This is a genomic window from Castellaniella caeni NBRC 101664 (assembly GCF_001592225.1).
Taxonomy (GTDB): Bacteria; Pseudomonadota; Gammaproteobacteria; order Burkholderiales; family Burkholderiaceae_B; genus Castellaniella; species Castellaniella caeni.
Genome location: NZ_BCWN01000020.1, coordinates 12,718 through 38,414, shown reverse-complemented (window position 1 = coordinate 38,414; position 25,697 = coordinate 12,718). Strand labels below are relative to the sequence as shown.

The 25,697-nt window shown below is 66.6% G+C and carries 24 protein-coding genes; 15 read left to right on the top strand and 9 right to left on the bottom strand.

What is annotated here, in order from left to right; genetic code table 11:
* Positions 1-15: 15 nt before the first annotated feature.
* Both CCA01S_RS12065 and CCA01S_RS12060 read right to left on the bottom strand, forming a co-directional pair.
* Positions 16-480, bottom strand: coding sequence for a GatB/YqeY domain-containing protein (locus tag CCA01S_RS12065; protein ID WP_066458853.1), 465 nt, complete (start codon positions 478-480; stop codon positions 16-18).
* Between the two features lie 78 nt (positions 481-558).
* Positions 559-1,344: an NRDE family protein gene (locus CCA01S_RS12060; protein ID WP_066458852.1), complete on the bottom strand. Its 786-nt coding sequence runs from the start codon at positions 1,342-1,344 to the stop codon at positions 559-561.
* 171 nt (positions 1,345-1,515) lie between these two features.
* On the opposite strand from CCA01S_RS12060, the gene CCA01S_RS12055 reads away from it, so the two are divergent.
* From CCA01S_RS12055 to fabB, 3 genes are all read left to right on the top strand, one after another.
* Positions 1,516-2,025 carry a hypothetical protein gene (locus CCA01S_RS12055; RefSeq protein ID WP_146030571.1) on the top strand — a complete coding sequence of 170 codons (510 nt, stop codon included), beginning with the start codon at positions 1,516-1,518 and terminating at the stop codon, positions 2,023-2,025.
* Between the two features lie 119 nt (positions 2,026-2,144).
* Entirely contained in the window at positions 2,145-2,657 is a 513-nt protein-coding gene (gene fabA, locus CCA01S_RS12050; RefSeq protein WP_066458849.1) for a 3-hydroxyacyl-[acyl-carrier-protein] dehydratase FabA, read from the top strand.
* An 11-nt stretch (positions 2,658-2,668) separates the two neighbouring features.
* Positions 2,669-3,886: a beta-ketoacyl-ACP synthase I gene (gene fabB / locus CCA01S_RS12045; RefSeq protein WP_066458847.1), complete on the top strand. Its 1,218-nt coding sequence runs from the start codon at positions 2,669-2,671 to the stop codon at positions 3,884-3,886.
* Here fabB and CCA01S_RS12040 read toward each other — a convergent pair whose 3' ends face one another.
* Together CCA01S_RS12040 and CCA01S_RS12035 are read right to left on the bottom strand one after the other, a co-directional pair.
* Complete coding sequence (locus CCA01S_RS12040; RefSeq protein WP_066458845.1) at positions 3,887-5,092, bottom strand: MFS transporter; 1,206 nt, start codon at positions 5,090-5,092, stop codon at positions 3,887-3,889. It abuts the gene before it with no gap.
* Positions 5,089-6,351 (bottom strand): MFS transporter, encoded by a 1,263-nt coding sequence (locus CCA01S_RS12035; RefSeq protein ID WP_180984142.1) that lies wholly within the window; start codon positions 6,349-6,351, stop codon positions 5,089-5,091. Before CCA01S_RS12035 ends, CCA01S_RS12040 begins: the two co-directional genes overlap by 4 nt.
* Before the next feature lie 157 nt (positions 6,352-6,508).
* Between CCA01S_RS12035 and CCA01S_RS12030 the strand changes: the two genes are divergently transcribed.
* Entirely contained in the window at positions 6,509-7,351 is an 843-nt protein-coding gene (locus CCA01S_RS12030; protein ID WP_066458843.1) for an urea transporter, read from the top strand.
* Here the strand turns inward: CCA01S_RS12030 and CCA01S_RS12025 are convergent.
* The 4 genes from CCA01S_RS12025 to CCA01S_RS12010 all read right to left on the bottom strand — a co-directional run bounded on the left by CCA01S_RS12025 (position 7,348) and on the right by CCA01S_RS12010 (position 11,573).
* The gene (locus CCA01S_RS12025; protein ID WP_198150007.1) at positions 7,348-9,042 is read right to left on the bottom strand and encodes a cbb3-type cytochrome c oxidase subunit I; all 1,695 of its coding nucleotides are present in this window, start codon (positions 9,040-9,042) and stop codon (positions 7,348-7,350) included. The two genes, CCA01S_RS12030 and CCA01S_RS12025, sit on opposite strands and share 4 nt — an antisense overlap.
* 13 nt (positions 9,043-9,055) lie before the next feature.
* The gene (locus tag CCA01S_RS12020) at positions 9,056-10,018 is read right to left on the bottom strand and encodes a c-type cytochrome (RefSeq protein ID WP_084386730.1); all 963 of its coding nucleotides are present in this window, start codon (positions 10,016-10,018) and stop codon (positions 9,056-9,058) included.
* On the bottom strand, positions 10,015-10,266 hold the full coding sequence (locus CCA01S_RS12015) for a hypothetical protein (protein ID WP_066458841.1): 252 nt from the start codon (positions 10,264-10,266) through the stop codon (positions 10,015-10,017). Before CCA01S_RS12015 ends, CCA01S_RS12020 begins: the two co-directional genes overlap by 4 nt.
* A gap of 398 nt (positions 10,267-10,664) precedes the next feature.
* Entirely contained in the window at positions 10,665-11,573 is a 909-nt protein-coding gene (locus tag CCA01S_RS12010) for a YicC/YloC family endoribonuclease (RefSeq protein WP_066458839.1), read from the bottom strand.
* A gap of 64 nt (positions 11,574-11,637) precedes the next feature.
* Here CCA01S_RS12010 and rph point away from each other — a divergent pair, with 64 nt between their 5' ends.
* From rph to CCA01S_RS11955, 11 genes are all read left to right on the top strand, one after another.
* Positions 11,638-12,387, top strand: a complete 750-nt coding sequence (gene rph, locus CCA01S_RS12005; protein ID WP_066458837.1) for a ribonuclease PH — start codon at positions 11,638-11,640, stop codon at positions 12,385-12,387.
* On the top strand, positions 12,384-13,013 hold the full coding sequence (gene rdgB / locus CCA01S_RS12000; RefSeq protein ID WP_066458832.1) for an RdgB/HAM1 family non-canonical purine NTP pyrophosphatase: 630 nt from the start codon (positions 12,384-12,386) through the stop codon (positions 13,011-13,013). The genes rph and rdgB overlap by 4 nt, the downstream gene beginning before the upstream one ends.
* Positions 13,010-14,230 carry a radical SAM family heme chaperone HemW gene (gene hemW / locus CCA01S_RS11995; RefSeq protein ID WP_084386729.1) on the top strand — a complete coding sequence of 407 codons (1,221 nt, stop codon included), beginning with the start codon at positions 13,010-13,012 and terminating at the stop codon, positions 14,228-14,230. The genes rdgB and hemW overlap by 4 nt, the downstream gene beginning before the upstream one ends.
* A 333-nt stretch (positions 14,231-14,563) precedes the next feature.
* Positions 14,564-15,976, top strand: coding sequence for a type I glutamate--ammonia ligase (glnA, locus tag CCA01S_RS11990; protein ID WP_066458831.1), 1,413 nt, complete (start codon positions 14,564-14,566; stop codon positions 15,974-15,976).
* Positions 15,977-15,987: 11 nt separating this feature from the next.
* Complete coding sequence (gene glnL, locus CCA01S_RS11985; protein ID WP_066458829.1) at positions 15,988-16,941, top strand: nitrogen regulation protein NR(II); 954 nt, start codon at positions 15,988-15,990, stop codon at positions 16,939-16,941.
* The gene (ntrC, locus tag CCA01S_RS11980) at positions 16,938-18,416 is read left to right on the top strand and encodes a nitrogen regulation protein NR(I) (protein ID WP_066458827.1); all 1,479 of its coding nucleotides are present in this window, start codon (positions 16,938-16,940) and stop codon (positions 18,414-18,416) included. The genes glnL and ntrC overlap by 4 nt, the downstream gene beginning before the upstream one ends.
* A 216-nt stretch (positions 18,417-18,632) precedes the next feature.
* Positions 18,633-19,409, top strand: a complete 777-nt coding sequence (locus CCA01S_RS11975) for a ferredoxin--NADP reductase (RefSeq protein ID WP_066458825.1) — start codon at positions 18,633-18,635, stop codon at positions 19,407-19,409.
* Positions 19,410-19,523: 114 nt separating this feature from the next.
* A complete protein-coding gene (locus CCA01S_RS11970; protein ID WP_066458823.1) occupies positions 19,524-19,910 on the top strand; it encodes a Rid family detoxifying hydrolase in 387 nt (128 codons plus the stop codon).
* A 26-nt stretch (positions 19,911-19,936) separates the two neighbouring features.
* On the top strand, positions 19,937-22,000 hold the full coding sequence (gene recG, locus CCA01S_RS11965; protein WP_066458821.1) for an ATP-dependent DNA helicase RecG: 2,064 nt from the start codon (positions 19,937-19,939) through the stop codon (positions 21,998-22,000).
* 15 nt (positions 22,001-22,015) lie between these two features.
* Positions 22,016-22,978: a LysR substrate-binding domain-containing protein gene (locus CCA01S_RS11960; protein ID WP_066458819.1), complete on the top strand. Its 963-nt coding sequence runs from the start codon at positions 22,016-22,018 to the stop codon at positions 22,976-22,978.
* Between the two features lie 212 nt (positions 22,979-23,190).
* Positions 23,191-24,312: a branched-chain amino acid ABC transporter substrate-binding protein gene (locus CCA01S_RS11955; protein WP_066458817.1), complete on the top strand. Its 1,122-nt coding sequence runs from the start codon at positions 23,191-23,193 to the stop codon at positions 24,310-24,312.
* Between the two features lie 284 nt (positions 24,313-24,596).
* On the opposite strand, the gene CCA01S_RS11950 is transcribed toward CCA01S_RS11955, so the two are convergent.
* Entirely contained in the window at positions 24,597-25,685 is a 1,089-nt protein-coding gene (locus CCA01S_RS11950) for a sn-glycerol-3-phosphate import ATP-binding protein UgpC (protein ID WP_066458816.1), read from the bottom strand.
* Between the last annotated feature and the right edge of the window lie 12 nt (positions 25,686-25,697).

Here is a 25,697-nt window from a genome sequence, read left to right as displayed (position 1 = left end):
TGATGCTTTCGCAGGCTAGGCCTGGGCCAGCTGCGCCTTGACCTGTGCGGAAACCGCGGCCATATCGGCGCGCCCGGCCAGTGCCTTTTTCAGCTGTCCCATGACGGCGCCCATGGCGGGGCCGCCTTGCAGCCCTTTGGCCCGGACGTCGGCGATGGCGGCAGCCACGGCGGCGTCGATTTCCGCCGCGCTGGCACCCTGGGGCAGAAACTCTTTCAGGATGTCCAGTTCGGCTTGTTCCTGGGCGGCGCTTTCGCTGCGGCCCGCCGATTCGAAGGCCGCGATCGACTCGCGCCGCTGCTTGGCCTGCTTTTCGATGATGGCGACGATCATGGCGTCGTCGGGCTCGATGCGCTCATCCACTATTTTCTGCTTGATGGCGGCTTGCAGCAGGCGCAGGGTGCCCAGTCGGGTGCTGTCGTGCGCGCGCATGGCGGCTTTGACGGCGTCGGAAATCTGCTTGTCGAGCCCGGTACTCATGAATGCATCCTTATCGAAAAAAGTCGATTTTAATCCCGCCGCCGGGGTGCCGTTTCGCGCGGCAACCGGGGACGGGCCTCAGGGCTGCGTCAGGCGGGCGGGCAGGTGCCAGTCGTGGCGCTCGGTGGGCGCGCCTGCGGCGTCGTAGCTGAGTTCGCTCAGGGACAAGCCGCCCGCGGCGTCGCCGGTAATGAGGGTCGAGCAGCGAGTGCCGTATCCCGGGCTGACGATGAAGGGGCTGCTGAGCAGCTGCTCGCGCACTGGGCCCAGGCCAGTGTCCGGCAGTTCGTCGGCGGGCGCCTGGGTGGTGTCGCGCAGCAGCGCGAAGACGCGTTCGGGGTGCCGCGTCCAGTCGGACGCGGGCAGGGCCTGCAAGGCCGCGCGCAGGCGCCGCGCTTTGGGCCAAGGGGTGTCGAGCAGGTGGTTGGAGAGCACATACTGGCCGGGGCCCAGCTGCCGGGGGGCGTGCCGCGGGTCGCGGTTGCCCAGATACCAGACACCCTGGGCGTCGGCGACGATGAGGTTGAAGCCGGCCCAGTCTTGCGCGTGGCAGGCGACGCTGTCGATGTAGTGCGCGGCGGATTGTCCGCCCAGCAGGTAGTCGCGCACCAGCAGGCCGCGCGAGGGGGCGTGCGTGGACACCGGCACACCGGGCTCGCGGTAGTTGGTCAGCAGGGCGAAGCGCCCGCCCGTCGCGCACCCCAGCCAGGTGCCGCCCGCCGTGAGGTCGCGCCCGGCAATGAGCTGCTCGTACCCAGGCCACGGTGCCGCCGCGGCGGCGGGACGCGCGTGGAATTCGTCGCGGTTGGCCGCCACGAGCACGGGCCACACGGGGTGGCCCAGGGAAAGATAGGCGATGCACATGTGCCGATCTTACTCGAGTCACGCCGCCCGCGTCGCTCCAAGTTCCCCGCCACACGCCGGATAGTGGGCCGCGTGGGCCATGCCCCGGCGCGTCGCTGCCGGGGCGTGTTCCGGCTATCATGCCAAGCCGTGGGTGCCTTCGGGTGCCGTTTTCCGCCGGAGTCGCGCATCGTGCTTGTCAAGCTGATCTCGTCCGTCTGTCTGATCTCGTCCGTCCGTCGCTGGTGCTGTCGGCGCACGGTCGACGCGTGTCTGGGGCGTATCGCCCGGGGGCTCGCCATCGGAGTGCTTTCCAGTTTGTGCGCGGGGTCGCTGGCGGCTGCGGGCGGCGCCTGGACGGCGGATCAAACCAGCCAGGGCCTGCAGGCCGTCGGGCGCCCCGTGGTCGTGTCGTTTCAGCCCGGCGCGCGCGCTGCGGCCATACCGGCAGGCGCGCGCATTACGCAGGTGTACGCATCCCGCGCCTACGACAGCAGCGCGCGGATTGCAAGCCAGTTGTGCTGGGGGACGGGTCAGGGCGTGTGCGTGCCGCTGCAAGGCAGTCATCTCAATACGCATGCTTTCGACGGTCGCGCGGCCCAGGGCCCCCTGTCGCTCGTTCACACCGTGGTGCAGTGGGGGCGGGATCACCCGCCGGTTTTCGTCCGTGGCACGGTGACGGTCTGGTACTCGGTCGATTAGCCCAGAATTTTCAATGTGTTGTGGTATGGCGGGTTATACTGCTAGGCTTACCTAGTTTGAAGGCTTGTCAATTGGCACCAGATCGAGTGATCCGCAAGCCGGCCATTTCATAGAACATCATGCAAAAAAACAGTTACAGCTACGAAGAACTGCTGACGTGCGGGCGCGGGGAACTTTTTGGCCCGGGCAATGCCCAGCTGCCCTTGCCCCCCATGTTGATGCTCGATCGCATCGTGCATATCGATGATCATGGCGGCTCGCACGACAAGGGCGAAATCATCGCCGAACTCGACATCCGGCCCGACCTCTGGTTCTTCAACTGTCACTTCCAGGGCGATCCGGTCATGCCCGGGTGCCTGGGGCTCGACGCCATGTGGCAGCTGGTGGGCTTTTTTCTCGGCTGTTGCGGCGGCCAGGGGCGTGGCCGCGCGCTGGGGGTGGGCGAAGTCAAGTTCACCGGCCAGGTCTTGCCCACGGGCCGCCTGGTGCGCTATCACATCGACATGAAGCGGGTCATGATGCGCAAGCTCGTCATGGGCATCGCTGATGCGCGCATGGAGGTCGATGGCCACGAAATCTACGTGGCCCACGACCTGCGGGTGGGGCTCTTCACCCGCACAGATAACTTCTAGGAGGCCCGATCATGCGTCGTGTGGTCGTCACCGGGATGGGCATCGTCTCCAGCCTGGGCAACAATCAGTCCGAAGTCCTCGACAGCCTGCGTGCGGGGCGTTCCGGCATCACCTTTCAACCCGAATACGCCGAACACGGCCTGCGTTCGCACGTGGCCGGTTCCGTGCATCTCGACGCGCTCGAGAAAATCGACCGCAAGCTCAGCCGCTTCATGGCCAACGGCCATGCCTACGCCTGGCTGGCCATGCAAGAGGCCATTCAAGACGCGGGCCTGGCACCCGAACAGGTGTCCAACCCGCGCACCGGCCTGATCGTCGGCGCCGGTGGGGCCTCGCATTCGTCCATCAACGACGGCATCCAGACCCTGCGCGAAAAAGGCGTGCGCCGGGTCGGGCCCTATATGGTCACCAAGGCCATGGCCAGCGGCGTGTCGGCCTGCCTGGCCACCGGGGCGCAGATCAAGGGCGTCAATTACTCCATCAGTTCGGCCTGCTCCACCAGCGCGCACTGCATCGGCAACGCCGTCGAGCAGATTCAGCTGGGCAAGCAAGATATCGTCTTTGCCGGCGGCGCTGAAGAAGAACACTGGTCGCTGTCCTTCATGTTCGACGCCATGGGGGCGCTGTCCACGCGCTACAACGACACGCCCGAGCGCGCCTCGCGCACCTACGACGCCGAGCGTGACGGTTTCGTCATCTCGGGCGGCGGCGGCATTCTGGTAGTCGAAGAATACGAACACGCCAAGGCGCGTGGTGCCCGCATCCTGGCCGAAATCATCGGTTATGGGGCTACCTCCGACGGCTACGACATGGTGGCGCCGTCGGGCGAGGGCGCCGAGCGCTGCATGCGCCAGGCCCTGGGCGATGTGCGCGTGCCGGTCGATTACATCAATACCCACGGCACCAGCACGCCGGTGGGCGACGTCAAAGAGCTCGAAGCCATTCGCGCGGTCTTCGGCGACAAGCAGCCCTGGATTGCCTCGACCAAATCGCTTTCGGGCCATGCGCTGGGCGCCGCGGGCGTCAACGAGGCAGTCTACACGCTGCTCATGATGAAACACGGCTTCGTGGCGGCTTCGGCCAACATCGACACCCTCGATCCCGCCGCCGAGGGCATGAATATCCTGCGCGAAACCCAGGGCAGCGCCGACATCCAGACGGCCTTGTCCAACAGCTTTGGTTTTGGCGGCACCAACGCCACGCTGGTGTTCTCCCGCGCCACCTTGTAATCAGGCGGGCTGGTGCGCCCGCGCGCGCACCAGCGCATTGCGCCCCGCGCACCAGCCCGCCAGGGCAGTGCACAGGCCCAGCGCGGCCAGCAGGCCCGTCGTAGCCTGAAAACCGCCAGTCCAGGCGGCCATCAAACCCAGCAGCAGCGGCCCGCAGGCCGCGAGCAGATAGCCCGTGGTTTGCGCCATGCTCGACAGGTGCGCCGCCACGTGGCTGTCACCCGAGCGCAGCACGATGAGCATCAGGGCCAGGGCGAACAGGCCGCCTTGACCGATGCCCTGGACGAACGCCAGCGGCCAGATGGCCCAGCGTGGCCCCAGCACCATCCCGATCAAGGCCATCGTGGCCGTTGCCGTCAGGGCCACCGCCAGCCAGCGCTGGTCGCGGCCGCGTGCCGCCAGCAGCGGCGTCAGCAGGCAGGCGACCACCTGCAGCAGGATCGAGACGGAGGTGACCAGCCCGGCCTCGGTGCCGCTCAGGCCGCGCGCCCGCATCATGGGCGCCATCCAGCCCAGCACGCAGTAGGCCAGGGAAGATTGCAGCCCCATGAACAGCGTCACCGCCCAGGCCAGGCGGTCGCCGCGCAGCCCTGCAACCGGCAGCAGGCACGGCCCGCTGCCCGGACGGCCCACGCCCGCGCGCGCGGCGAAGGGGCTCCAGGCCACGAGTGCGAGCGCTGCGGGCACGGCCCACAGAGCCAGACCGAAGGGCCAGTGGCGCTCGAACAGGCGTGTCAGGGGCAGGGTGGCCGCGGCGGCCAGCGCTGCGCCGCCCACCAGGGCCATGGTATAGAGCCCCGTCATGAGAGCGGCTCGGTCGCTGAAGTCGCGCTTCACCAGGCCGGGCAGGAGGACGTTGCCCAGCGCGATCCCGGCCCCCGCCAGGGTGGTGCCCAGAAACAGGCCCGCGATGCCCGAAGCACCGCGCAGGGCGGTGCCCAGCGCAATCAGCAGCAGCACCAGCCAGAGCGTGCGTTCGATGCCGATGCGCTGGGCGCAGCGCGGCGCGAGCGGCGCAAAGATGCCCATGCAGAGCACGGGCAGTGTGGTGAGGTAGCTGCCCCCCGTCGCGCCCAGGCCCAGATCGAGGCTCAGTTCGGGCAGCAACACCGCCATGCTGGGAAACAGGGGGCGCAAATTGGCGGCCAGCAGCAGGAGGCTGGCCGCCGTGAGCCAGCGCCATCCTTTAAGGCGGGGGGGCGTCATGCGCGGCGGGGCTCGATGGTGTGGCCCTGGCGCATGTCGGGCAGGAAGAACGCCGCCAGGCCCAGCAGCGGCAGGAAGGCGCAGACGTGATAGACGAAGGTGATGCTGGTGACGTCGGCCAGCTTGCCCAGCACGGCGGCGCCGATGCCGGCCATGCCGAAGGCCAGGCCGTAGAACAACCCCGAGACGGTGCCCGTCTTGCCGGGCATCAGCTCTTGGGCGTAGACGATGATGGCCGGGAAGGCCGAAGCGATCATGACGCCGGCGCAGAACACCAGGATGAGCGTCCAGTGCAAGTTGGCATAGGGCAGGGCGAGCGAGAAGGGTGCCGTGCCGAGGATGGAGCCCCAGATGACGCGCTTGCGCCCGATGCGGTCGCCCACCGGGCCGCCCACGAGCGTACCGGTGGCCACCCCGGCGAGAAAGATGAAGAGCGAATACTGCGCCTGCTGGATGTCGAGCCCGAAGCGGTCGATGAGAAAGAAGGTGAAGTAGCTGTTCAGGCCGGCCAGGTAGAAATACTTGCTGAAGATGAGCAGCAGCAGTACGGCCAGGGCCGCCCGCACCTGGCGGCTGGACAGGCCGTTATCGGTTTTGCGCAAAGAGCTGCGGCCTCGGCTGCTGGTGAGATTGGCCGCGTACCAGCGACTGACCCCCAGCAGGATGCAGATGCCGGCCAGCGCCGCGAGCGACACCCAGGCTACGCTGCCCTGGCCGCGCGGCACGATGAGCAGGGCGGCCAGCAGCGGGCCGATGGACGAACCGATGTTGCCGCCCACCTGGAAGATGGATTGCGCCAGGCCGTGCTGCCCCGCCGAGGCCATGCGGGCCACCCGGGACGATTCGGGGTGGAACACGGAAGAGCCCGCCCCCACCAGGGTGGCCGCGAGCACCACCAGCGGGAAGTTCCAGGCCTGTGAAAGCAGCAGCAGCCCGCAGCAGGTAAAGCCCATGCCGATGGGCAGCGAATAGGGCAGGGGCCGACGGTCGGTGAAGCGGCCCACCAGCGGCTGCAGCAGCGAGGACGAAAACTGGAAGGCCAGCGTGATGAAGCCTACCTGCACGAAGCTGAGGTCGAAGCGCCCCTGCAGCACCGGGTAGATGGCCAGCAGCACCGACTGCATCATGTCGTTGAGCAGGTGCGTGATGCTGATTGCGCCCAGCACGGGGAAGGCCACCTGCTGCCTGCTGGCGGCGGCGTCGGGCTGTGCCAGCGAGGCGGACGAGGCGGGGGCAAGCGTGTTTTTCATCCGGCTCATTGTACGCGCAGACGCCATGACGCCTATATGAACAATGCATTTTTCGCGGGCCTGGCTTCGGAGTACGATGCGCCAGGATTTTCGTGATTGTTTTGCTTCGAGTTTTCACGTACGCATGATCAAGCCGCTTTCATCCGTAGCCCTGAGCCGACAGTGTTTGCGGGGCATAGGACAGATATACCTGCAGCGCAGCGCCTGGGCTGGCGCCTGCTTTCTGCTTGCCGTGGTTTTGCAGGCGCCCACGCTCGGGCTTGCCTGCGCGCTGGGTGCCCTCGTTGGCACTTTGTGGGGGCGTCGTTGCGGCATGGTGGCTGACTGCGAAGATGGTCTGCACGGTTATAACGGCGCGCTTGCGGGCATTGCGGTGCTGGTGGTGCTGCCGCCAGGCGTTCTGGCCTGGGGGCTCGTGGTGCTGGCTGCCGGGCTGTCCACCTGGTTGGCCCAGATCTGGCGACGGACGCTGCCGCTGTCGCCCTACACCGGGCCGTTCGTGCTGGTCACCTGGCTGCTCATGGTCGTGGCAGCCGTGATGCAGTGGCCCCAGGCTGCCGCAGCCAACAGCGGGGGCACGCCGCTTGCCGAGACCGCGTTGGTGCTGGGGACATTGCGCGGGCTGGGGCAGGTCATGTTCCTGGATCAACCCGGAGCAGGCCTGCTGTGCCTGCTGGGGCTCGCCCTGTCGGATCGCCGTGCGGGGGCGTACGGCCTGCTCTCCAGCGGTGGGGCGGCCCTGTTTGCCTGGGGGATGGGCTTGCCGCTGGATGCGCTTGCCCTGGGGCTGTATGGCTTCAATGCCGTCTTGGTGGCCGAAGCCTTGCGCCAGGCGCTGCCGGGACGCTGGCTGGTACTGTTTGGTGCCGTGCTGGTCAGCGTGCTGCTCACGCGTGGCTTTCAGTGGCTGGCCCTGCCTTCGCTGACGGCACCCTTCGTGCTGGTGACCCTGTTGGCGCGGATGCTGACCCAGCCAGCATCCGCGCATCTGAGGTCGGGTGACTGCTAGGCGCGGCCAGCCAGCAGGGCTGAGTCATCCTGGATGCCGACCACCGGGTGGGGGCGCGCCTGCAGTGAGGCCAGGAAGCGCCAGACGAACAGCAACGTGATGAGCAGCAGCCCAGGGTAGCCCAGCCCCGCCAGCACATAGGGGATGGTGGGATCGCCCAGGGCCACGGTGTCCAGGTTGAAGCTCAGCAGCCCTAGAGTGATCATGGCGCCGAAAATCCACATGCCCATGAGCCACAGGCTGGCTTCGGCCCCGCGCAGGCCCGAGCGCCAGCCGACGCGCGGCGGGTTGACCTGGCTGCGCGGCTCGCTGGCCGCCGCTGAGGGCTGGCGCAGCCCCAGGGTGAGCAGGTCGAAGATCAGCAGACCGGCGCCGACGGCAAAGACCAGGCCGAACACTGGCACCAGCACCTTGAAGAGCTGCATCGCGGGAAACAGCTGCCCGCCGAACCAGCTCAGGCCCATGGCCCGGTAGAGAAATACCTGGATCGTGCCGCCGATGGCAAAGGCGAAGGCGATGCCCAGCATGCCGGTAAACACCAGCCAGAAGGCGACCCGGCCCAGGCGCTGGTCGAACTGCTTGACGCCGCGCAGCAGGGGCACGGCATAGTAGGCCGAAGCGATGCCCAGCATGCCGAAGGTGCCGAACATGGCCAGGTGCGCGTGGCTGGGCGTGACCCAGGTGCCGTGCGACCAGACGTTGGTCAGGGCGAAGGTCATGGTGAAGCCCAGGATGCCGGCCCCCACCTGTTCGAGCACCACCGAGCCCAGCACGAAGTAGAACGCCGGGGCGTTTTCCAGGGGGCGTTTGTCCTGGTGGGCATCGAGGTAGATGTGCCAGAAGCAGAACACCAGGGGCAGGGGCTCGAGGGCGCTGAACAGCGAGCCCCAGAACTGCCAGAACTCGGGGGTGCCGATCCAGAAGTAGTGGTGGGCGTTGCCGATGAGCCCGGAGAGCCACACCATGGCCACCCCCCAGAAGACGGCGTAGCCCACGGCCTTGACCTCGGCCTTGAACATCAGCACCAGCAGGAAGCCGACCAGGCTGATGTGGATGACTTCCCAGACCCCCTCGACCCAGTAGTGCACGACGTACCAGCGGAAATATTCCTGCAGGTCGATGCGTTCGACGAAGAACATGCCGAAGAGCCAGACGAAGGTGAGCGCGCTGACGCCGATGGCCAGGCCCCAGTGGATTTCGTTCCAGTCTCGTCGCGGCGGGAAGGTGCGCAGGACGACATAGGCGAGGATGGCGAAACCGATGAAGATGACGATGTCGGCGGCCCGTCCGGCCTCGAGGTATTCGAGGCCTTCCTGCAGCCAGGGCTGGCCCAGCCACCAGCCCGCGATGCCATCCATGGCAAGGGCCTGGGTGGCGACGTTCCAGATGGTGACGACGATGAGGGCGTAGAACAGCACGTGAATGAGCCAGGGGGCGGCCAGTTCGCGCCGCGAGAGCAGGGGGCCGATGAAGAGGATCGTGCCAATGAAGCCGCAGAGAATCCAGAGGATGCCCAGGTTGGTGTGTTCGGCGCGCAGGACGTTGAAGTTGAGGATGCCCGACAGCAGCGTCGGATCGACGTGCTGGGTGGCGATGAGCAGGCCGAAGAGCATCTGGAACAGGAACAGCACCAGCATCAGCAGGAAGAACCGCAGGCTCAGGCGCTGCGTGCCGTATTCGATCTTGATCATGATGGCTTCCTTGTCAGAGGCTGCGCAGGTAGGCCACGATGGCCTTCATGTCGGCGTCGTTGATGAGCGTGTCATACGAGGGCATGACGTGGGCCGGGTAGCCCGCCACGATCTGCGCGTCGGGCTGGCGGATGGATTCGATCAGGTAGGGCTCGTCGGCCGTGACGCTCGAACCGTCGGCCAGAGTGACCTTCGAACCATACAGCCCGCCCCAGCCGGGCCCCACTAGCCGCTTCTGGTCGGTGGCGTGGCACGAGACGCAGCCCAGGTCGTTGACGAGCTTCTTGCCCAGGACAACCGGGTCGGCCGGGGCGGCATCGTGCGCCGGGGTGGCTGCCACCGGGGCGGGCGCGTTGCCGCCGGGTGCGCCGACCTGGGCCACTGCGGCGGCCAGTGGCAGGCGGCGGCCTTCGCGCGGCACGGGCGGCCAGCCTTCGGTGTTGAGGGCCGAACTGTACTTGAGGAAGGCCATCAAAGCCGTGATCTCGTCGGCCTGCAGGGGCAGGTTGGGCATGAAGGTATGCTGCCCGCCGCGCTGCCGGATGCGTTCGGCGGCCCCCGGATAGCGGCTGAGGTATTCATCGGGGTCGGCGGTGCCCGCTTCTTGGCGCACCAGCGGGTTCTGCAGCTGCACCCGCACGGCGGCCGCGGTGGGCCAGCCCCCCGCCGAGGGCAGGAAGGCCGCCAGCCAGGCGGGCCCGACGTCCCGGTAGACGTGGGTGAGGTCGGGGCCGAAATAGGCGCCGTTGCCCACGATGGTATGGCAGCCCATACAGTTGTAGGCCTGGAACACGCGCTTGCCTTGCACGGCATCGGCATCGCCGTAGCGGGTGACCGAGGGGATGGCTTGCTGCCGTGAGGGCAGGAACGACCAGACGGAGAGTACGAGGAAGATCACCAGCATGAGACCCAGGACGGCCAGGGCGCGGTGGCGCTTGGCGGGTTCCTGGCAGTCGGCACCGTTCAGGCAGCTCATGATTGTTTCTCCTGTGAGGCGGTGGCGTCCGGGCGCCCCTGCGCGTCATGCAGAAAGAGCGTGCGCAGGCTGCCCAGGAAGGCGTAGAACACGTAGACGGCCAAGAGGTATCCGACGATGACGTACAGTGTCCACAAGGTGCGTGATTCGGGCCAGTACTCGAAGTTGCGCCAATAGGGCCAGGACAACAGGACGCTGACCAGGCTGGCGAGGGCGGACAGAACCAGATCGATGATGCGCTGTGCCATGCTTTCCTCCCAATGGGCAAGTGGCTGGCCCAGTCTAGAAATGCGGCACGGCGGGGTCAATGAAGCCCTTGCTCGGAAGTCGGGCTCTCGCTGATGCAGAATGGCTGCTTATGTCAACAAACGTTCGTTTGGGCTATGGCGCGGCCATTGCGGTTCAGCGCACGTCGCGCTGGCGCTGCGCGTGAAAAGGCCATATTGCCTGGCTGTGGCCCAGGCAGGACTCGACGGACACGACACGACCCGAACCGCCCGAACTAGCAGAGCAAGGCTGGCAGAGCATTAATACAGATCAAATTTGCAAGGAAACAGGGATTTACACCAGATATCAGACGTTGCGTCCGATGTTCCGCACGTGACGGGGGCCATCGCTGCCTGCCGTCATCTCCTTGCGCCGCGCATTACTCGATATTCTGCGCCTGCTCGCGCATCTGCTCGATGAGCAGTTTGAGGTCGATGGCGGCCTGGGTGACCGACAGCGCGGCGGCCTTGGAGCCCAGGGTGTTGGCTTCGCGGTTCATTTCCTGGAAGAGGAAGTCGAGCCGTTTGCCGCTGCCGCGCGTGGCGGATTTGTGCATGCCGCCGAGGATTTCGCGCAGTTCTTGCTGGTGCGACTGCAGGCGCGTGAGTTCTTCGGCGACGTCCACGCGCAGGCCGAACAGCCCGGCCTCTTGCGCAATGCGGGCGGTGAGTTCGGCACCGCTGATGGCGGCAAAGCCTTCGGGGCTGGCAGCCAGCAGCGCCTCGCGCAGGCGCTGTGCGATGCGTTCCTGGTGCTGTTGCACCAGGCCGGGCAGGCTGGTTTCGACGGTGCGCACGATGGTGTCGATTTCGTCGGCCATGCCCAGCATGGCCTGTGCCAGACGTGCGCCTTCGCGTTCGCGGGCGGTGCGGAATTCCGCCATGGCCTGCGTACAGGCCTGTTCGCACAGCGGCAGCCAGACGTCGGGTTCCAGGCCCGTGCGCGCACCGCCTTCGCGGGGCAGCTCGGCCAGGCCGGGAGCGGGAAGGTCGGGGATGTAGCGCCGCGCCCAGGCCAACTGTTCGGCCAGGGCCTGCACGGCCTGCGCGTCGATGGGGCGCAGCGTTTCGCGTTCGGGCACGCTGTAGTTGAGCCGTACTTCGACCTTGCCGCGCAGGGCGTGGCGCGCGACGATGTCGCGCACGGCCCCTTCGGCAAAGCGCAGATCGTCGGGGATACGCAGATTGAGATCGAGAAAGCGGTTGTTGACGCTGCGGACTTCCACCGCCAGGGTGCCCTGTTCAGTTTCTAGACGGCTTGCCCCATAGGCGGTCATGCTGCGGATCATCGGTCGGCTCTCGTGATTCTCTACAATAAGGGCTTATTGTAGTCTGCCCCCAGAGATCACCATCATGAGTTCCACGTCTTCCCCCGCTTCATTCGTCCGCCCTTCTGGGCGCGCCGCCCGCGACTTGCGGCCCGTGCAATTGCTCACGGGCTACACCCGGCACGCCGAGGGTTCGGTGCTGGCCTGCATGGGCGACACCCGCGTGCTGTGCACCGCCAGCGTGCTCGATAAAGTGCCGCCTTTCCTGAAGGGCAAAGGGCAGGGCTGGCTCACGGCTGAATACGGCATGCTGCCGCGCGCCACCCATACGCGCGGCGAGCGCGAGGCGGCGCGTGGCAAGCAAAGCGGCCGCACCCAGGAAATCCAGCGCCTCATTGGCCGCAGCCTGCGCGCGGTGTTCGACCTGCAGGCCCTGGGCGAGCGCACGTTGCAGCTGGATTGCGACGTGCTGCAGGCCGATGGTGGCACGCGCTGCGCCAGCATCACCGGCGCCTGGGTGGCCGCCGCCCTGGCGGTGCGCGCGCTGAAGACGCAAGGCGTTTTGCCGGGTGATCCCCTGAAAGGCCAGGTGGCTGCGGTCTCGGTCGGCCTGCTGGGCGGCTCGGCGGTGCTCGACCTCGATTATGCCGAAGACTCCCACTGCGATACCGACATGAACGTCGTCATGACCCGAGAAGGCCATTTTGTCGAGGTGCAGGGCACGGGCGAGGGCGGCAGTTTCCGGCGCCAAGAACTCGACGCCCTGCTCGACCTCGCCAGCGGCGGCATCGAGCAACTGATTCAGGCGCAGGCCCGCGCCCTGGAGGCCGCATGAAAAACCGCATCGTTCTGGCCTCCAACAATCCGGGCAAGCTCAAAGAGTTCTCGGCCAGCCTGTCGGCGGCGGGCATCGAGATGGTGCCACAGGGCCGGCTGGGGGTGACCGAGGCCGAAGAGCCATTTGGCACCTTTGTCGAAAACGCCCTGGCCAAGGCGCGCCATGCCAGCCGCGCCACCGGCCTGCCCGCGCTGGCGGACGATTCCGGCCTGTGCGTGCGGGCGCTGGGCGGCGCGCCGGGCGTGCATTCGGCCCGCTACGCCCAGCTGGCGGACGGCACGCGTTCGGACGCGGCCAATAATGCGCGCCTGGTGGCCGACATGGCCGGCCAGGCCGACCGGCGCGGCTGCTACGTGGCCGTGCTGGTGTACATCCGCAGCGCGGACGACCCGCGCCCCATCGTCGTCGAAGGCAGCTGGGACGGCGAGGTGCTGGCCGAGCCCCGCGGCGACAACGGCTTTGGTTACGACCCTTATTTTTACCTGCCCGACCTGGGTATGACCGCCGCCGAGCTGCCGCTCGAACAGAAAAACATGCTCAGCCACCGGGCGCGCGCGCTGCGCGCCCTGCTGCAGGCCCTGCGCACCGAATACCAACCCAACCCTGCGACACTGGCATCATGAAAAAACTGGTACGCGTGCCCCAGCCCGAAACCGAGGGCGATGGGCGGCCCGGCGTGCGCGGGCGCCCCGGCCTGGCGGCGCTGCCGCCGCTGTCGGTCTACATTCACGTGCCCTGGTGCGTGCACAAATGCCCATATTGCGACTTCAACTCGCACGAACGCCAGGGCGAAATCCCCGAGCAGGCTTATCTGCAAGCCCTGCAGGCCGACCTCGAACAGGCGGTGCCCGACGTCTGGGGGCGTCCCGTGTCCACCGTCTTTTTCGGCGGAGGCACGCCCAGCCTGCTGTCGGCGGACGCCATCGACCAGATCATCGGCATGTTGCGTGCCACGCTCAACCTGCCGCCGGACGTCGAAATCACCCTGGAGGCCAACCCGGGCACCGCCGAGGCAGAGCGCTTTCAGGGGTATGCACAGGCGGGCGTCAACCGCATTTCACTGGGCATCCAGAGCTTCAACGATGACAAACTGCGCCGCCTGGGCCGCATCCACGACGCCGCCCAGGCGCGTGCCGCCATCGGCATGGCACAGCGCGCCGTGGATCGTGTCAATCTGGATCTGATGTTCGCCTTGCCTGAGCAGACGCTGGCGCAATGCGAGCAGGACGTGCGCGAGGCCATCGCCTTTGGCACGGGGCACCTGTCGCTCTACCACCTCACACTGGAGCCAAACACCGTATTCGCCAAGTTTCCGCCGCCCGTGCCCGGCGACGAACTGAGCGCCACCATGCAAGATCGCGTGGCCGAGCTGGCCGTGGCGGCAGGCTTCGAGCGCTACGAGGTCTCGGCCTACGCCCGACCAGGGCAGCGGTGCCTGCACAACCTCAACTATTGGCAGTTTGGCGACTACCTGGGCATCGGTCCGGGGGCGCACTCCAAGATTTCATTCCAGAACCGCATCATTCGCCAGGCGCGGGCGCGCATGCCCGATGCCTGGATGCGCCTGGCCACCGAGCAGGCGGGCAAGCACATCGTCGAACAGCGCGAGCTGTCGCATGCCGATCTCAGCTTCGAGTTCATGCTCAACGCCCTGCGTCTGCGGCAAGGGGTCGAGGGGGGGCTGTTCATCGAACGCACGGGCCTGTCGCTCATGTCCATCCTGCCCGCCATGCAGCACGCGGTCGAACGCGGCCTGCTCGAACCGGGGCTGGAGCGCATCAAAGCGACCGAACAGGGCTGGCGCTTTCTTAACGACTTGCAGATGGAATTTCTGGCCTGAGCGTGCTGTGCGGGCTCGTGGCCCAGAGAACAGTCTGCCCGCACAGTCATGCCGCGCATGCCATAAAATGGTGCATTGCTGGGTATCCTTGCACTTGTTTGGTGCAAGAGCAGGGCAGTGCATCGTCGTGGTGCGGGTTCGACCCACGGCCGTGGCGGCTGGCAAGCGCAGCGTCCGGGCGTCATTTCACGCACGTGATGGCGTGTTTGCCAAACGGCTCGGAAATTTTTGGCATGCTAATTGCTTAAGCTTTATCGGGGGCGCTGAACGCTCCCCACCGATCACAGTCGCCACAGACGTGTCTTTTTATTCAATTCTGGCGCAGGAGCCACTATGTCCACCCCTGAAAACGTCGTTCAGATGATTGCCGAGCGCGAAGTCGCGTTCGTGGATTTCCGTTTTACCGATACCCTGGGCCGGGAACACCATCTCACCGTGCCCTCCAGCCAGGTGGACGAAGACCGCATGGAAACCGGGGTGGCCTTTGACGGTTCGTCGCTGCCGGGCTGGAAGGGCATCGAGGCCTCGGATATGACCCTCGTGCCGGATGCGGCCACGGCCCGCCTCGATCCGTTTCGTGAAGAAACAACGCTCATCCTCACCTGCGACGTGGTTGAACCGTCCGATCTCAAAGGCTACGATCGCGACCCGCGCTCGCTCGCGCGCCGCGCCGAGGCCTACCTGAAATCCAGCGGCCTGGGCGACACCGCCTACTTTGGCCCGGAGCCCGAATTCTTCGTCTTCGACGGCGTCAGCTGGAAAGCCGACATGTCGGGCTCCTTCGTCAAGATTCACTCCAACGAGGGTGCCTGGTCGAACGCGGATGACGCCAACGGCACCAACCTGGGCTACCGGCCCGCGATCAAGGGCGGCTACGTGCCCGTCCCCCCGATCGATTCCTTCGCCGACATGCGCTCCGAAATGTGCCTGCTCATGGAGCAAATGGGCGTGCCGGTTGAAGTCCACCACCACGAGGTGGGCAACTGTGGCCAGCTCGAAATCGGCACGCGCTTCTCCACCCTGGTGCAGCGCGCCGACTGGACGCAGATCATGAAGTACGTCATCCGCAACGTGGCGCACGTCTACGGCAAGACGGCCACCTTCATGCCCAAGCCCGTCGTGGGCGACAATGGCTCGGGCATGCACGTGCACCAGTCCATCTGGAAGGACGGCCAGAACCTGTTCGCCGGCAACGGCTACGGCGGCCTGTCCGAATTCGCCCTGTATTACATCGGCGGCATCATTCATCACGCCCGCGCCCTGAACGCGATCACCAACCCAGGCACCAATTCGTACAAGCGCCTTGTGCCGCATTACGAAGCCCCTGTGAAGCTGGCTTATTCGGCGCGCAACCGCTCGGCCTCGATCCGCATCCCCTACGTCAGCAACCCCAAGGCCCGGCGTGTGGAATCGCGCTTCCCCGATCCCCTGGCCAACCCCTACCTGGCGTTTTCCGCCCTGATGATGGCGGGCCTCGACGGGGTGCAGAACAAGATTCATCCGGGCGATCCGGCCGACAAGAACCTGTACGATCTGCCGCCCGAAGAAGACGCCAAGATCCCGACGGTCTGCTCCTCGCTCGACCAGGCGCTCGAAGCGCTGGATCGCGACCGCGAGTTCCTTACCCGTGGCGGGGTCTTCAGCAACGACTTGCTGGATGCCTACCTGGACTTGAAGGCCAACGAACTCGACCGCCTGCGCGTCACGCCGCATCCCGTCGAATTCGATATGTACTACGCCCTGTAAGGGGGCGCGGCGTGGACACGTCCAGCTTCGAGCTGCTGCAAACGGCAGTCCTGCTGCTGGACGCGTCCGGCCGGATCACCTATGCCAACGGGGCGGCGGAAGAGCTGCTGGGCAGATCGCGCCGTCAGCTGGCTGGGCGGGCTGCGGCGCCGTATCTGCCCGCGCACAGCAGCGTGCTGAAAACGCCGTTGGCCGATCCCCCGGGCGGCAGTCTGATCGAGATTCCCGTGCATCAGGCACCCCATCTGGCCGACCTGCGGCAGGCGCGCAGCGGCCAGGCCGCGCAAAGAGAAGTGCTGCGCAACCTGGCGCACGAGGTGCGCAACCCGCTGGCGGGCCTGCGGGCCGCCGCCCAGCTGCTGGACATGGAACTGCCCCGGGCGGATCTGCACGAATACACCCAGGTCATTATTGACGAGGCCGACCGCCTGGCCGATCTCGTCACCCGGCTGGGGTCGCCCCAGCACCAGGCCGCTGAGCGGCAGCGCTTCAACGTGCACGAAATCTGCGAGCGCGTGCGCGCCCTGGTGCAGCTCGAATTCGGCGAGCACATCCGCTTCGAGCGCGACTACGACGCTTCGGTGCCGGACATTCTCGCCGACCGCGACCGCCTGCTGCAGGCCTTGCTGAACGTCGTGCGCAACGGCGCCCAGGCACTGGCGGAACACCCCGACATCCCGGCGCCGACCCTGTCGATTCGCACCCGTATCGTGCACCAGCCGCCCTTGCTGCAGGCGCGGCACCGCACGGGGCTCATGATCGCCGTCCTCGACAACGGCCCCGGAGTGCCGCCCGAGCTGCACGACAAATTGTTCCACCCGCTCGTGACGGGCCGAGCGCGGGGCACCGGGCTGGGGCTCAACCTGGCGCAAGAATGCCTGCAGGCCCACGGGGGCGTGCTGGAATTCGATTCACGGCCGGGGCACACCGAGTTCCGCCTGCTCTTGCCGCTGAGCACATCATGAAATCCGTCTGGATCGTGGATGACGAGCCCGCCATGCGCTGGGTGCTCGAGCGGGCCCTGGGCAAGGCGGGCTGGCAGGTGCGCAGCTTCGACGACGGTGCCGCCCTGTTGCGCGCGCTGAACGCGACCGAAGCCGATGCGCAGCCCGCCGTTCTGGTGTCCGACGTGCGCATGCCGGGGGCCGACGGCCTGACGGTACTGGCCGAGGCACGTGCGCGCCACCCCCGGCTGCCCATCATCCTGATGACGGCGTACACCGACCTCGATACGACCGTCGCCGCCCTGAGCCAGGGCGCTTTCGACTACTTGGCCAAGCCCTTCGACATCCAGGCGGCGGTCAGCCTCATCGAACGCGCCGCGCAGACGACGGCGGACGCGGGGCAGGCCGCGGCGGCGGGGCAGCCGCGCGTCGGCACCCTGATCCCGTCCGCTTCGCCCGCCATGCAGGAGGTCTTTCGGGCCATCGGTCGGTTGGCGCGCTCCAGCATCACCGTGCTGATCACCGGCGAGTCGGGCACGGGCAAAGAACTGGTGGCGCGCGCTTTGCACCAGCACAGCCAGCGTGCCCGGGGGCCGTTCGTCGCCGTGAACGCGGCGGCCATTCCGCGCGACCTGCTCGAGGCCGAACTGTTCGGCCACGAGCGGGGCGCCTTCACGGGCGCCACGCAGATGCGCCAGGGGCGCTTTGAAGAGGCCCGGGGCGGCACCTTGTTTCTCGACGAGATCGGCGACATGCCCATCGAGTTGCAGACCCGCCTGCTGCGCGTGCTGGCTGAAAACACCTTTTATCGCGTGGGCGGCAGCCATCCCATCCAGGTGGACGTGCGCGTCGTGGCGGCCACCCACCAGCCGCTGGAGCAGCGCGTTGCGGCCGGGCAGTTTCGCGCCGATCTCTTCCACCGCCTCAATGTCATCCGCCTGCGTCTGCCGGCGCTGCGCGAGCGACGCGAGGACATCGCGGCGCTGTGCCTGTACTTTCTGCAGCGCAGCGCCGCTGAACTGGGCGTGTCGGCCCGCACGCTCAGCGCCGCGGCGCAGGCGGCGCTGCAACGGTTCGACTACCCCGGCAACATCCGCCAGCTGGAAAACATCTGCCAGTGGCTGACCGTGATGACGGCGGGCACGCAAGTGCAGCTGGCGGATCTGCCGCCCGAGGTGCTGGCGGGGGCGGGAGAACTGGCGAAAGGGGCCGCACAGCCGCCGGATGCGGCCGACGACTGGCGCCCGCTGCTGGCGCGCGACGTCCAGGGCCGCCTGCGGCGCGGCGAGGCCGCGCCCATGGACGCCTTGCGCCGCGACTTCGAGTACACGGTCATCCGCGCCGCGCTGGCCCACACGCAAGGGCAAAGGGGGCGTGCCGCCGCCAGCCTGGGTCTGGGACGCAATACCCTGACCCGCAAGTGCCAGGAGCTGGGCCTGGACGCGGGAGAGCCGGATGCAGCGGGGTTGGGCGCACCGTCCGCACAAGACCCCTGAGGCCCGCGCAATACCCCCTGGGCCAGAAGCGATTCTGGGTGTTTGTCTCGGCGGGCCTGTATAATCAGCCACTTAGCCGATTCCAACCCCCGGACGACCGTGGCCCGACCTTGAGTCAAATCAAGCAAAGCCCTTTTTTCCGGCGCCACCCGTTTCGGGCAGCGTCGGTTGCGCCGTACCATTACAGCATTCATCGTCCGTCTACTTTTCCGACACATGGCCGCTTTCCTCTCCGAGCATGTTCTCAGTGTGCACCACTGGAACGACACCCTGTTTTCCTTCAAGACCACGCGCGATCCCGGCCTGCGGTTTCATAATGGCCACTTCGTCATGCTGGGGCTCGAGGTCGAGGGCAAGCCGCTGATGCGCGCCTACAGCATCGCCAGCGCCAACCACGAGGAAAACCTCGAATTCTTCAGCATCAAGGTGCCCAACGGCCCGCTCACGTCGCGCCTGCAGCACCTGCAGCCGGGCGACGCCGTGCTGGTCAGCCGCAAGCCCGTGGGCACCCTGGTGGTGGACGACCTCAAACCGGGCAAGCACCTGTACCTGTTCGCCACAGGCACGGGGCTTGCCCCGTTTCTCAGCATCATCAAAGACCCCGAGGTCTACGAGCGCTTCGAGAAAGTCATCCTCACGCACGGCGTGCGCTTCGTGAGCGAACTGGCGTATTCGGATTACATCCAGCACGAACTGCCCCAGGATGAATTCCTGGGCGAGATCGTGCGCGACAAGCTCATCTACTATCCCACGGTCACCCGCGAACCTTACGAGCATCAAGGGCGTCTCACCACGTTGGTCGAAAGCGGGCAAATCTTCCAGGACATCGGCCTGCCGCCGCTCGACCCGACCACCGATCGCGCCATGATCTGTGGCAGCCCCGCCATGCTCACCGACATCCGCGCCATGCTCGACGCACGCGGCTTCGTGGTGTCTCCAGGGGTGGGCGAGCCCGGCGATTACGTCTACGAACGCGCCTTCGCCGAAAAATAGCCCATGCTCCCGCGCGGATGCCGTTTCGCGCAGGCCTCCGTACGGGTCTCTTTTATTTTTTGCTATTGATCTGTAAACTCTGATAGTTACGAAAACACGTCAGGGATTCCCATCATGAGCAAGCAAGTCGTACACACAGACGCCGCCCCGGCCGCCGTCGGCCCGTATTCCCAGGCCATCAGCGTGCCTGCGGGCCGCCTGGTCTTTCTGTCGGGCCAGATCGGGCTCGAACCGGGCACGGGCGAACTCGTCTCCGAAAACTTCGAAGGCCAGGTGCGCCAGTCGTTCGCCAACATGCAGGCCGTGATCGAAGCGGCGGGCGGCACGCTCGACAACGTCGTCAAGCTCACGCTGTTTCTCACCGACCTCAGCAAGTTCGCCAGCGCCAACGCGATCATGGCGGAAATCATCCCCCAGCCGTACCCGGCACGCTCCACCATCGGCGTGGCCAGCCTGCCCAAGGGGGCCCAGTTCGAGGTCGAAGCCGTCCTGTCGCTCTGATCGGGCCGCCGCGCAGGGGCGTCGTCATGGGTTCGACAGCAGTCGGCGCGCAAGCGGCGCGTCGCCCGCCCAAGGCGGTCTCTGGCACGCAGCGTCTCTTCGAGCGCCTGGGGCTGCGCACGGCGGCCGACTTCGTCGTGCATCTGCCGCTGCGCTACGAAGATGAAACCCGGATCACACCCGTCAGCCAGGCGCAGCCCGGGGCGCACGCCGTCTTCGAGGGCGAGATTCTCAGCAGCGAATTGCGCCTGCGGCCCCGCCGCGAGCTGCAGGCGGTGCTGTCCGATGGCACCGGGCACTTGCAGCTGCGCTGGCTGCACGTCTATCCCGGCCAGCAAAGCCGCCTGAAATCCGGCCGCCCGGTGCGCGTGCGGGGTGAAGTGCGGGGCGGCTTTCATGGCCTGGAAATCGTCCATCCGCTGGTTACCGAACCCGGCACGCCGCTGCCCGCGACCCTGACGCCCGTCTATCCCAGCACCCAGGGGCTGTCGCAAGCCAGCCTGCGCAAGGCCATCGGCAAGGCGCTGGACGAGGCCGACCTGAGCGACACGCTGCCGTCGGCGGTCTGCCAAGCCTACGATCTGGCCGATTTTGCCGCTTCGTTGCGGCTGCTGCACCACCCGAGCCCGGACATCTCGCTCGAACTGCTGGCGCAGCACAGCCACCCCGCGTGGCGCCGCATCAAATTTGACGAACTGCTCGCGCAGCAGCTGGCGCTGGCCGATGCCCGCGCCGCGCGCCGGGCGCTCAAGGCCGTGGCTCTGCAAAAGGCCGGGGCGCTGTCGGCCCGGCTGCTGGCCGGGCTGCCTTTCAAGCCCACGCGTGCGCAGCAGCGGGCCATCGTCGAAATCCAGCAGGATCTCGCCGTTGCGCACCCCATGCACCGCCTCTTGCAGGGCGATGTGGGCAGCGGCAAAACCTTGGTGGCGGCCATGGCCGCCGCACAGGCCATCGACGCGGGCGTGCAGGTGGCCGTGATGGCGCCCACCGAAATTCTCGCCGAACAACTGTGGCGCAAATTTTCCGAATGGCTCGGGCCGCTGGGCGTGCCGATCGCCTGGCTTACCGGCAACCTGCCCGCGGCGGCCCGCCGCCAGGCGCTGCAGGCCATCGCCTCGGGCGAGGCCCGCCTGGCCGTGGGCACCCAGGCGCTCATCCAGGACAAGGTGCAGTTCCAGTCGCTGGGCCTGGTCATCAGCGACGAACAGCACCGCTTCGGGGTGGGGCAGCGCCTGGCCCTCAGCCGCAAGGGTGACCAGGCCCGCTTTCATCCGCATCAACTCAGCATGAGCGCCACGCCCATTCCGCGCACCCTGGCCATGGCCTTTTTTGCCGACATGGACGTCTCCGTGCTCGACGAGCTGCCTCCCGGACGCACGCCAGTGCGCACGCGCCTGTTCGCAGGGGCGCGGCGCGAAGAAGTCCTGGCGCACGTGGCCGCCTGTGTGCGCCAGGGGCGCCAGGCCTACTGGGTCTGCCCATTGGTCGAGGAAAGCGAGGCCCTGCAGCTGCAGACTGCCGTCGATACCTGGCAGCACTTGTGCGCCGAACTGCCCGACCTGCGCGTCGGCCTCATGCACGGGCGCCTGCCCGCGCAAGAAAAGGCCGATACCATGGCGGCGTTTCGCGCCGGAGACATCCAGCTGCTGGTCAGTACCACGGTGATCGAGGTGGGGGTGGACGTGCCCAACGCCAGCCTGATGGTGATCGAGCACGCCGAGCGCTTCGGCCTGGCGCAGCTGCACCAACTGCGGGGCCGGGTAGGGCGCGGCGCGCACGAATCCACCTGCGTGTTGCTCTACGAACAGCCCCTGTCGATGGTGGCCCGAGAACGCCTGCGGGCCTTGTACGAGACCACGGACGGCTTCGAGATCGCGCGCCGCGATCTCGCGCAGCGCGGCCCGGGCGAACTGCTGGGGGTGCGGCAGTCCGGCCAGGCTCTGCTGCGCTTTGCCGACCTCAATGACGACGAAAGCCTGCTCGAGCAGGCGCGCGAGGCCGCCGCCTGGCTGGTGCGCGATTTTCCCGAACAGGCCAGGGCGCATCAGCAGCGCTGGATGTCGGGCGCCAGCCAGTACCTGCGCAGTTAAACACGAGAAACCACCATGACCTTGACCGAACTGAAATACATCGTGGCCGTGGCGCGCGAGCGTCACTTTGGCCGGGCGGCGGAGGCCTGCTTCGTCAGCCAGCCCACCTTGTCGGTAGCCATCCGCAAGCTCGAGGAAGAGCTGGGGGTCGTGCTGTTCGAGCGCGGCGGTGCCGAGGTCGGCATCACCCCGATCGGCCTGCGCGTGGTCACCCAAGCGCAAAAAGTGCTCGAAGAGGGCGCCAATCTGCGCGAAATTGCCCGCCAGGGGCACGACCCGCTCGAAGGGCCCTTGCGCGTCGGCGTCATCTACACCGTGGGCCCCTATCTGCTGCCGCATCTGGTGCCCGAACAGATCCGCCATACGCCGCAGATGCCGCTGCTGCTGCAGGAAAACTACACTACGCGCCTGCTCGAACTGTTGCGCCAGGGCGAGATCGATTGCGCCATCGTGGCGCTGCCGCTACCTGAAACCGGGCTGGCGCAATGTGCCCTGTACGACGAACCCTTTTTCGTGGCCCTGCCGCACGATCACCCGTGGGCCCGGCACAAACAGATTCCATCGCGGCGCCTGAAAGAAGAAACCATGCTGCTGCTGGGCGCGGGGCACTGTTTTCGGGATCAGGTGCTGGAGGTCTGCCCCGAGCTGTCGCGCTACTCGGCGTCCAGCGAGGGCATCCAGCGCACCTTCGAAGGCTCTTCGCTGGAAACCATCCGCCACATGGTGGCGGCGGGTATCGGCATCACCGTCATGCCCGCCAGCGCCATTGGCATGCAGGGGGCGGAAAGCAAGCTGCTGAAATTCGTGCCCTTCGCCCCCCCCGTGCCCGACCGTCGGGTGGTGCTGGTCTGGCGCAAGAGCTTCCCGCGCCAGGCCGCCATCGACGCCCTGGTGCACGCGGTGCGCCAGTGTCATCTGCCGGGCGTCACGATGCTTGAAGAGCAGGCGGTCGCCACGGCCGCCGACGCGCTCATCTGAAGCTGCGGCCAAGCTGCGCGCGCCCGGTGTCGGGCATTCATGAAAAGCCGTCCGGGATGCCGCACAGCTTGCTTGCCCAGGCCATATTTGCGGCAAATCGTGCGTGCGCAATCGTTTATACGCCGTATTATTCCGGGAAAACCCCCGTATGAGATATTGTGTCTCCCACGGGGGTTTCGTGTATTCTTTCTGGGTCTTTCATAGGAGGTTGTATGAATATTCGCTTGACGCCGATGGTTGCCGCATTGGGCTTGGCCGCCGGCATGATGATGTCTTCCGCCGCAAGCGCCGACACGATCAAGATCGCCATCGCGGGCCCCTACACCGGGGCCCTCACGCAATATGGCGACATGGTCAAAGAAGGCGTCGATACCGCCATTGAAACCATCAATGCATCGGGCGGCGTCCTGGGCAAGAAGCTCGAAGCCGTCGTCATGGATGACGCCTGCGAACCCAAGCAGGGCCCCGTGGTTGCCAACCGCGTCGTCAACGAAAAGATCCACTACGTCGTCGGTCACGTCTGCTCGGGTGCTACCATCGCGGCAGCCCCCGTGTACAACAACGAAGGCGTGGTCATGGTCTCTCCCTCGGCCACCTCGCCCGCCGTCACCGATGGCAAGAACTACGACATGATTTTCCGCACCATCGGGCGTGACGACCAGCAAGGTCCCGCGGCTGCGGAATTCATCGAGCAGAAAATCAAGCCCAAGGCCGTCGCCGTGCTGCACGACAAGCAGTCTTATGGCCAGGGCATCGCCTCGGCCGTCAAGGCCGACCTCGAAAAGGCCGGTGTCAAGGTCGTGATGTTTGAAGGCATCAACGCCGGCGACAGCGATTACTCCGCCGTCATCACCAAGCTCAAGTCGTCGGGTGCCGACTTCGTCTACTACGGCGGCTACCACCCCGAAATGGGCCTGTTGCTGCGCCAGGGCGCCGAACAAGGGCTGCAAGCCAAGTTCATGGGGCCTGAAGGGGTCGGTAATCCCGATATCAATGCCATTGCCGGCCCGTCCGTCGAAGGCATGCTGGTGACGCTGCCCGCCGACTTCACCTCCGATCCGGCCAACGCCGCCGTCGTCAAGGCCTTCAAAGACAAGGGGCGCAACGCCGGTGGTGCCTTCCAGCTCACCGCCTACTCGGCGGTCGACGCCATTGCCGCCGGCATCAAGGGTGTTGGCAAGGACGACCCCACCAAGGTGGCCGCCTGGCTGCACGCCAATTCGGTCAAGACGCCTATCGGCGACATTGCCTGGAACAAGCAGGGTGACCTGAAGTCCTTCAAGTTCGACGTGTTCACCTGGCACGCTGATGGCTCGAAGACGGTTTACAAGTAAGCAGGCCAGTGTCGGCGGGCCGCTTTGCGGCGGCCCACCAGGGCGGCGCACGGCCTGACCGCCTGCGCCGTTCCGGCCAAGGAACCGCCACGAAAAACACCCGATGGCTGGACGATCGTCCTGCCATCGGGTGTTTTTTTATCCAGGCCTTTTTATCCAGGGGCTTTTACCCAGGCGTATCCCGCGATCCGGCCCGGGCCCGAGTAGACTCAGGCACTGCCGGTCAAGAGCCCAGCCAGGGCAGCTCAGCCAGGGCCTGCCCGGCAAGTAGTCGGCAGCGTCCGTCAGCGGGCCGCTGCTTCGATGCGCTGGCCGGAGGCCGAATCGAACCAGTGGATGGGGTGCCCGGCTGCGGGGCCCAACGTGATCTGCTGGCCGATATTGAGCGGCTGCTCGCGCGTTTCGGCCACGGCGCAGCGCACAATCAGGTTCTGTTCGCCCCAGCGGGCGTGGATCAGCTGTTCCGAACCCAGCACTTCGATCATCTCGATGCGGGCCTGCAGGCCCTGGCCGCCCAGGCTCAGGTGCTCGGGCCGCAGGCCGAGGATCAGCGGCGCGGCATCCGCTGGGCGGGGCGGCGCCTGCACTGGCAGTACGGCCCCGTCCGGGGCCACGGCGCGGCCCTCGGCGTCCAGACCCACGGTGAGCAGGTTCATCGGCGGCGAACCGATGAAGCTGGCCACGAAAGTGGTGGCGGGCTTTTCAAAAACCTGCGCGGGTGTGCCGATCTGTTCGGGCACCCCCTTGTTCATGACGATCATGCGATGCGCCAGCGTCATGGCCTCGACCTGGTCGTGCGTCACGTACAGGCTGGTCGTCTTCAGGCGCTGATGCAACTTCTGGATTTCCAGCCGCATCTGTACGCGCAGCTTGGCGTCCAGGTTGGACAGCGGCTCGTCGAACAGAAAGACTGCCGGTTCGCGCACGATGGCGCGGCCCATGGCAACGCGCTGGCGTTGCCCCCCGGACAGCTGGCGCGGGCGGCGGTCGAGCAGGTGATCCAGCTCGAGGATGCGCGCGGCGTCTTCCACTCGGCGGCGGATTTCGGCTTTGTCGAGGCGGCGGATCTTCAGCCCGTAGGCCATATTGTCGAAGACGCTCATGTGCGGGTAGAGCGCGTAGTTCTGGAAGACCATGGCGATGTCGCGTTCGGCGGGTTCGAGCGCATTGACCACGCGCTCGCCGATGGCGATGTCGCCTTCAGTGACCGATTCGAGCCCGGCCACCATGCGCATGAGGGTGGATTTGCCACAGCCTGACGGCCCCACGATGACGACGAACTCGCCGTCATGCACCTCCATGTCGATACCGTGGATGACTGCGACGCCGCCCGGATAGGTCTTGCGCACGTTGCGAAAGCTCAAGCTTGCCATAAGGTGATCGGT